The 6,158-nt window shown below is 60.1% G+C and carries 8 protein-coding genes and 1 pseudogene; 3 read left to right on the plus strand and 6 right to left on the minus strand.

Features of this window, described 5'->3' with window-relative positions:
* Nucleotides 1–4 precede the first annotated feature (4 nt).
* The gene (locus ACEWQ0_RS06115) at nucleotides 5–469 is read left to right on the plus strand and encodes a c-type cytochrome (RefSeq protein ID WP_476484831.1); all 465 of its coding nucleotides are present in this window, start codon (nucleotides 5–7) and stop codon (nucleotides 467–469) included.
* A 67-nt stretch (nucleotides 470–536) separates the two neighbouring features.
* The gene (locus tag ACEWQ0_RS06120) at nucleotides 537–1,244 is read left to right on the plus strand and encodes a cytochrome b/b6 domain-containing protein (protein ID WP_476484832.1); all 708 of its coding nucleotides are present in this window, start codon (nucleotides 537–539) and stop codon (nucleotides 1,242–1,244) included.
* A 100-nt stretch (nucleotides 1,245–1,344) separates the two neighbouring features.
* Here the strand turns inward: ACEWQ0_RS06120 and ACEWQ0_RS06125 are convergent, their stop codons facing one another.
* From ACEWQ0_RS06125 to ACEWQ0_RS06140, 4 genes and pseudogenes are all read right to left on the minus strand, one after another.
* The gene (locus tag ACEWQ0_RS06125) at nucleotides 1,345–1,737 is read right to left on the minus strand and encodes a DUF2780 domain-containing protein (RefSeq protein WP_476484833.1); all 393 of its coding nucleotides are present in this window, start codon (nucleotides 1,735–1,737) and stop codon (nucleotides 1,345–1,347) included.
* Between the two features lie 62 nt (nucleotides 1,738–1,799).
* Complete coding sequence (locus tag ACEWQ0_RS06130; protein ID WP_476484834.1) at nucleotides 1,800–2,138, minus strand: YegP family protein; 339 nt, start codon at nucleotides 2,136–2,138, stop codon at nucleotides 1,800–1,802.
* A gap of 276 nt (nucleotides 2,139–2,414) precedes the next feature.
* Nucleotides 2,415–2,854: pseudogene (locus ACEWQ0_RS06135) on the minus strand (DDE-type integrase/transposase/recombinase); the annotation flags it as partial.
* Nucleotides 2,855–3,104: 250 nt separating this feature from the next.
* Entirely contained in the window at nucleotides 3,105–3,884 is a 780-nt protein-coding gene (locus ACEWQ0_RS06140) for a hypothetical protein (RefSeq protein ID WP_476484835.1), read from the minus strand.
* Between the two features lie 137 nt (nucleotides 3,885–4,021).
* On the opposite strand from ACEWQ0_RS06140, the gene ACEWQ0_RS06145 reads away from it, so the two are divergent.
* Entirely contained in the window at nucleotides 4,022–4,360 is a 339-nt protein-coding gene (locus ACEWQ0_RS06145; protein ID WP_476484836.1) for a hypothetical protein, read from the plus strand.
* A 296-nt stretch (nucleotides 4,361–4,656) separates the two neighbouring features.
* On the opposite strand, the gene trpD is transcribed toward ACEWQ0_RS06145, so the two are convergent.
* Complete coding sequence (gene trpD, locus ACEWQ0_RS06150; protein ID WP_476484837.1) at nucleotides 4,657–5,697, minus strand: anthranilate phosphoribosyltransferase; 1,041 nt, start codon at nucleotides 5,695–5,697, stop codon at nucleotides 4,657–4,659.
* Between the two features lie 97 nt (nucleotides 5,698–5,794).
* A partial coding sequence (locus ACEWQ0_RS06155) for an indole-3-glycerol phosphate synthase TrpC (protein WP_476484838.1) occupies nucleotides 5,795–6,158 on the minus strand: 364 nt, incomplete at its 5' end.

Below are 6,158 nucleotides of genomic sequence, written 5' to 3' on the forward strand. Positions count from 1 at the left end.
GTCGATGATTCGAGGAAAAATAGTCGTAGCGTGCGTGATCATGGCCTTCGCGGGCACAGTCAGCGCACAGCTGAACCAGGATCAAGCCCAGCGTGCCGCTGAGACGCGGCAGTCGGTGCTTCACCTGATGGGTTGGAACATGGCGCCGCTCGGGGCGATGGCTCGCGGTCGCATTGAGTTCGATGCTCAGCGAGTCGAGATCAACGCGGGACGACTGCTCGCGCTGTTGCAGATGCTCCCCGATGCCTTTGCCGCCGATACCCGTTCCAACGACGTCACCACCGAGGCGCTGGATGTCATCTGGGAGAAGCCAGACGCCTTTTCCGGCAAGATCGAGGACGCGATCCAGGCTAGCGAACGCCTCGTGGCGGCAACTGAAAGCGGTGACGAAGGCCAGATACGCGAGGCCATCGGCGCGCTTGGCAGCAGCTGCGGCAGCTGCCACGATGACTTCCGGGTAGACAACTGATCGTGGCCCAGGGGATCAAGCGTTACCGCTTTGGCTGCAACGCTCGCTAGCTGTGGCAGGCGGTGTGATGGAGAAGCAACCGGAGCAGCTGGTCTGGGACTGGCCGCTCAGGTTGTGGCATTGGGTGTTCGCGATTGCCGTGGCCGGTGCCTGGATTACTGGTCAGTGGGGTGGCGTCGACTGGCGGCAATGGCACTTTTGGTTTGGCCAGACCGCGGTCGGCCTGTTGATATTCCGGTTCATCTGGGGCCTGGTGGGACCGCGTCACGCCCGCTTTAGCAGCTTCCTGCCTCGCCCGAAAAAGCTGGCTGCCTACATGAAGACGATGCTCCAGCGTGATGCACCGGAAAGCCCCGGCCACAGCCCCCTGGGCGCCCTCGCCACATACCTCATTCTGGCGGTACTGGCTTTGCAGGCCGGGTCGGGCCTGTTCATCAGCGACGACATCCTCTATGAGGGGCCCTGGTACGTGGCCGTGAGCAAAGACACGGCCGGCTTCGCCAGCACTATTCACCACCGACTGGCCTGGCCCGTGGGCGTGTTGCTCGGCCTGCACTTGGTGGCCGTACTGTTCTATCGTGTGTTCAAGGGTCAGCGCCTCGTTCGCGCCATGATCACCGGACGCAAGCCGGCCGACCGAATCCCGGAAACAGCCGCCATCCCCCATTCCCGCACCGTACTGGCGCTGATTCTGATTGCGCTCGTCGCGGCCCTGACCTGGTGGTTGCTAGTCGTCGCACCGCCCGAGCCGCCGCCCGGCATGTACTACTGGTAGCGTTCAAACCTCAACAGAAAGCCGGGTCAAGCTCGTGCTCTGGCCATTCCCCAGCCCAAGGCTGCAACTGAAGCGCTTGGCGCCGGTCGAATAACGTGCATCAGGCGGCCGGTGACAACACTTTCTCCAAAATGCCGCGCACGCGTTCGCCACCCTGTTCCTGTACATAAGAAAGCACCAAGGGCACAAACCTGCTGATCATTTCATTGCTCAGACCAAGTTTCGAAAAGCTGCTCGCCACCGCGGCAAGCTGGCCCATACTTTCGGCCTTGCCGCCCAGCATACCGCCGAGCTTTCCCATCATGCCGCCCGCGCCGCCGGCTTCGGGCGCGCTATCAATAAGCCCCGGGATTTCCGGCACAGCGCTGGCCAGCTGCGCGAAGTCACCGCTAGCCAGCTGTTCCTTGGCCATGCTGAACAGGGCGCCGGCCCCGCCGCCAGCCTGTTTTTCAGTAATGCCAAATTGTTCCATCAATCTATTGACCAGAGACATTCGCGAACCCCGGTAGTTTGAGTATTTTCGACCAGCCGAAGGCCGGGGCAATCAACCATTGCTCAGCTTTTTGTCAAGTCGACAATCTGGGCGTCGTTCGCCGCGCGGCTGATTGCGGCAATCCCGTTATCCCGGCCGCCCTCCGAATCATAGTTCTGACTGGTACCGATAATCTGGTGGTTTTTGGCTTTGAGGTTGAAGCGATACTTGCCAGACGACGTGGTCTTCCTGTCGAAACAGGCGTCGTCGTTGCAGTTTTGCTGAACCGACCGTACACCGTTGAGCGCGCTCTTTTTTGCCTTGTAGCCCTCACTGGCGAGCAGGTTTTCGCCGTTACTCGCCTTCAGACGAAATCGAAACTCGCCGCTTTTATCTTCGTAGATCTCGAATTTCCCAGCCATGTTCAGATTACTCCTGCCCGTTGGGGCGATGTGAGACGGGTGGATCAGTTGTAAAAAGGAAGTATAAACACCCTACCTTTCGAACTCCAGAACTATCTAGAGCCACGCGAATGCGACGTTTAGCCCCGGTTGCGGCCTGTAGCGGAATCTGGACACCGGGAATGCACGCAGCCACGATTTGTAGGAAATTCCCTACGACCAATCACGACGCCAGACTATGAACTATCTCTCGGGGAAGTAACGGCATGCCTACGGAAGGCCCTTGGAGGAGCATCTCAGGATCAACGCCTTGAATCCGATGATGAGCTCGGCCAGGGCGTTGTCGCAGGAGTTACCAGTCGATCCCACCGACCCGTCGATGCCGGCATCATTCAGGCGCTGGGTATAGCGGATCGACACATACTGCACGCCCGATCACTGTGATGGATCAGACCATCACAATCGCCTCGGGCATGCAGCGCCTGCTCGAACGCATCGAGCACCAGTTCGGTGGTCATTGAACGGGCCGTGCGCCAGCCGACGATGGGTTTTGCAAAGGCGTCGATGACGAACGCCGTGTAGACGAAGCCGACCCAGGTTGGCACATAGGTAAAGTCGGCCACCCACAGCTGGTTCGGGCAATCGGCGCTGAACTGTCGGTGGACCCGGTCAGCTGGGCAGACCACCGCCGGCGCGGGCGGCGCGGTACGGCGGTAAGCGCCGCGACTACCACCCTGGCTCGCGATCGTGCTCCGCCTGGGCGCAAAAAGCTGACGCCTTGCGCAGAATCTCATTGGCCCGCTTGAGCTCAAAGTTCTCCCGCTTCAGGCGTTCGATCTCCTCGCTGTCTTCGGTGGTTGGCCCCGGCCGCTGACCCGAATCGTGTTTGCCCAGGCTGCTGCGAAGCGTAGGGCCCGAGGAGTCGGACCGGCCCTTACCGGAATCACCCACGAGAACGGTCCATGGTTGCCATTGGCATTCTGTTGCTCAGTCAAGTAGAGGCGGCGCTGGACAGAAACAGTCTTTGTTGCCTGCCGGTGCTGTCAACACAGGCAACAGGACTTGGGCTTCGAATCTGTCTTTGAAAATCCCGCCCTTCGTTACAGCGACTGTCCAATTATCACCTGTTATGCGTCCGTCGATATAAAGTGCAACTGACTGGGGTGTTTTCGGATAGTTTCCGCCAAACACCAGGCCAAAAGAGAGTGGCCGCCCGGTCGCACTGAAGTCCGGCCTGTCACCCGGCAAACTAAAGTCCGACTCAGTAGCCGTAACGTCAAGAGAAACAGATTGCCCGACGACAACGAAGCTATCGCCATCGGAAAAAGGCTGAACACTACCATCGGCCTGTTCCTGATAAATATAAAGCTGTGCAAAAATGCCCTGATCAGGTGGGACCATGGTGCTGCTGATAACCTCGGCATCCAGGCTCCAGTGGACACTGGATATGCCACCAATATCGGCCGGGTCAAGCTGAAAGTCGGCAGGCGTTGTCAGAATCGGCGCCAGTAGTCCGGCTGAACTCTCCTGGCCGTTGGCGGGCACATCCCAGGTGCCATCAAAGATCAGCCCGTTGGAGGCTCCCAGGCTACCGATCTGGAAGTCGGCCGTGGCGTTGACGGTGGCGTACGTTTGCAGTTGGTAACCTGAAGGAAGGGTATCGAAGTTCTCGTCAATAATCAGTATCTCGCCAGCCAGAGCTGACGATACAGCCATCAACAAGCACAAGGTTATCGCCGCGACAACGACGTTAAATGGTTTATTCACTGCATTTGCTCCCAGCGTTAGGCCGGAAAGCAATAATCCGGCTGATATTAACTAAAGCGATAATCACGGGCCTTCTGTATCACCCACCCCTCCTTGATTACCGCCCATTCGTCACAAGACGCCGCCAGGCCCCGTGGGTGCGGACTTTCACGACGATCGATGCAATCGATGCCTGGCAGCAACGACCTCCGGGAAACCGCCTGCAGCTCGATGGAGCAGTCTCCGAATGGGGGCGTCTTGCCCGACGCCAAAAGCCGACACGCTCTCCGCCTGACCGAGAAGCCAGCTACATCGAGCTCGTGCGCTGGACCGGTCTCCAGGCGCACCCCGAAAAGCGAAGTAAGTTTTCCACGCCTGACCAATCGCCGCCCGAGGGGCTCTGGATCGTCGCCAACCACCCCGGAGAATGGATTCGCCGCGTGCAGGGAACCGAGAGCCGCTACTACCCCGGGCAATCGGTTCGGCAGAAGCGTTGATGCTGAAGGCGGCCGAACTGGGCCAGCGATGGATGAAGGGCGTTTCCGGAGAGCTCGCACTCAAGAAGCTACGGGAACAGCCAGTTCCCTGGTGGCGCTCCCTTGACCTGCACTTCCGGCTGACCGCAATGAGCCGGACGCCAGCCCGTGGGCAAAGTCGGCCCTAAACGGCCGGAGAGCCGCCCAACACGACGAATCTCGGCCACCTCAGAATCAGCAACTCCCAAGGCCCAGCCAGCCATCAAGAGCCGAAAGAATCGTGGGTGACCTGGTTGTTGTCCTGATTTTCGTAAAGTTCAACTGGCAGACTCTGCCAGATTCTGGGTGGCATCCACGAACTGCTGCATTTTCTCCAGCGCAGCGCCGCTTTCCAGCGCCTGACCGGCACGCTGAATACCATCCTCGATGGAGCCGGCCACGCCGGCCGCGTACAAAGCGGCGCCCGCGTTGAGCGTGACGATGTCGTGGGCTGGGCCGGGCTCGCCTTGCAGTATCTTCATGAGGGTGCTGCGTGACTCATCGGCATCATTGACCCGCAGATTGCGGCTGGAGGCCATGGCAAGACCGAAATCTTCGGGCTCGATATCGTATTCGCGCACCTTGCCATCGCGCAGTTCGCCGACCCGGGTGCTGGCGCCCAGTGAAATTTCGTCCAGGCCATCCTGGCCGTAAACAACCAGCGCGCGTTGCGCACCCAGGCGCTCAAGCACGCGCACCTGGATACCTACCAGATCCTCGTGAAACACGCCCATCAGGATGTTGGGCGCCCCGGCCGGGTTGGTCAGCGGCCCGAGGATATTGAACAGGCTCTTGACGCCCATCTCCTTGCGCACCGGTGCCACCATCTTCATGGCCGGGTGGTGGTTGGGCGCGAACATGAAGCCGATGCCGGTGCGCGTGATGCAGTCACTGACCTGCGCCGGGGTGAGGTCGATGCGCGCTCCCAGCGCCTCGAGCAGGTCGGCACTGCCTGATTTTGAAGACACGCTGCGGCCGCCGTGCTTGGCCACCTTGGCCCCGGCCGCGGCGGCCACGAACATGGCCGTGGTGGATATGTTGAAGGTGCTGGCGCCATCACCCCCGGTGCCGACAATATCCACAAAACCCGTGCTGTCCGGCACGTTGACCGGGACTGCCAATTCGCGCATCACGCGCGCGGCGCCGGTAATCTCGTCAATGGTTTCCTTCTTGACCCTGAGCCCGGTGATGATTGCCGCGGTCATCAAGGGACTGACCTTGCCGGCCATGATCTGGCGCATCAGCTCGACCATCTCGTCATGAAAAATTTCCCGATGCTCGATGGTGCGTTGCAAGGCTTGCTGGGCAGTAAATTTCATACCGGTTCCAGGGTGAAGGTTTCAGAGGAGCCCTTGCAGCATGTCATGTCGATGGTGCGTGGGCACAGACTCGGACGGCGCGTGCATGATTTCTTGTTCAGGTGATCAACTGTCCCAGTGCCGCTCCGGGATCAGCCTGGCGCATCAGGGACTCGCCGATGAGAAATGCCCCGATCCCGCCATCCTGCAGCTTCTCGATGTCTTCGGGAGTATGAATCCCGCTTTCGGAAATCACCAGCCGATCCTTCGGCACCATCGGCGCCAGCCTGAGCGTGGTGTCCAGGTCAGTGACGAAACGGTGCAGATCCCGGTTGTTGATGCCCACCAGATCCCCGGGCACTTTCAGCGCCCGCTCCATTTCTTCCTCGTCGTGCACCTCCACCAGTACCGCCAGGCCCAGCTCCTTGCCCAGTTCGGCCAGTTCGGCGAGCTGGTCGTCGGTCAGCGCGGCAACGATCAGC

Source organism: Wenzhouxiangella sp. YN9 (assembly GCF_056324165.1).

Excerpts from the sequence above, each read along its gene's own strand:
- ACEWQ0_RS06125 (WP_476484833.1), bottom strand. The coding sequence starts at position 1,737 with ATGTCTCTGGTCAATAGATTGATGGAACAATTTGGCATTACTGAAAAA.
- ACEWQ0_RS06130 (WP_476484834.1), bottom strand. The coding sequence starts at position 2,138 with ATGGCTGGGAAATTCGAGATCTACGAAGATAAAAGCGGCGAGTTTCGA.
- ACEWQ0_RS06120 (WP_476484832.1), top strand. The coding sequence starts at position 537 with ATGGAGAAGCAACCGGAGCAGCTGGTCTGGGACTGGCCGCTCAGGTTG.
- trpD (WP_476484837.1), bottom strand. The coding sequence starts at position 5,697 with ATGAAATTTACTGCCCAGCAAGCCTTGCAACGCACCATCGAGCATCGG.
- ACEWQ0_RS06115 (WP_476484831.1), top strand. The coding sequence starts at position 5 with ATGATTCGAGGAAAAATAGTCGTAGCGTGCGTGATCATGGCCTTCGCG.